Source organism: Sphingopyxis sp. BSNA05 (genome assembly GCF_013265645.1).
Classification (GTDB): domain Bacteria; phylum Pseudomonadota; class Alphaproteobacteria; order Sphingomonadales; family Sphingomonadaceae; genus Parasphingorhabdus.
Genome location: NZ_PYIA01000050.1, coordinates 1 through 707, shown reverse-complemented (window position 1 = coordinate 707; position 707 = coordinate 1). Strand labels below are relative to the sequence as shown.

Genomic DNA, 707 nt, shown 5'->3' with positions numbered 1-707 from the left:
GCTTCCGCCATTTGCGCGGTGAACAGCCGTTCGAGGTCCGCGCGGGCCTTGGCCTGCATGCGGGCGGGGATTTCTTCGGAGAGCAATTCGAGAAGGAAATCGGTCATCTATTTTCCTCCCTGACACTCGTCATCCTGAACTTGTTTCAGGATCTCGTGCGGCAAGCGCGCAATCTCAAGGGGTCCTGAAACAAGTTCAGGATGACGATATTGATGGATCATCACGCCGCCCACCCGTTTTTCTTCATATAGGCTTCACAACTGCCCTTCGCCAGATCCCGGACCCGGCCCATATAGCTGGCTCGTTCCTGGACGCTGATCACGCCGCGCGCCTGCAGCAGGTTGAACACATGGCTCGCCTTGATCGCCTGCTCATAAGCGGGAATCGGCAATTTCCGGTCGAGACAGTTTTCGCACTCGGCCGCCGCCTTGTTGAACAGGTCGAACAGGCTATCAGTATTGGCGACTTCGAAATTCCACTCCGACATCTGCTTCTCATTTTCCAGGAAGACATCGCCGTAAGTCATTCCGTTACCGTTATAATCCAGATCATAGATGCTATCCACGCCCTGGATGTACATGGCCAGCCGTTCCAGCCCGTAGGTCAGTTCGCCGGCCACCGGCTTGCAGTCGAATCCGCCCATTTGCTGAAAATAGGTGAACTGGGTGACTTCCATGCCGTCGCACCAGACTTCCCAGCCGAGGCCC

Annotated in this window: 1 protein-coding gene; it reads right to left on the bottom strand. The window is 56.2% G+C overall.

Features of this window, described 5'->3' with window-relative positions; all coding sequences use genetic code 11:
• Positions 1-220: 220 nt before the first annotated feature.
• Positions 221-707 (bottom strand): glycine--tRNA ligase subunit alpha (locus C8024_RS05340; protein WP_173203322.1); only part of this gene is annotated, 487 nt, incomplete at its 5' end.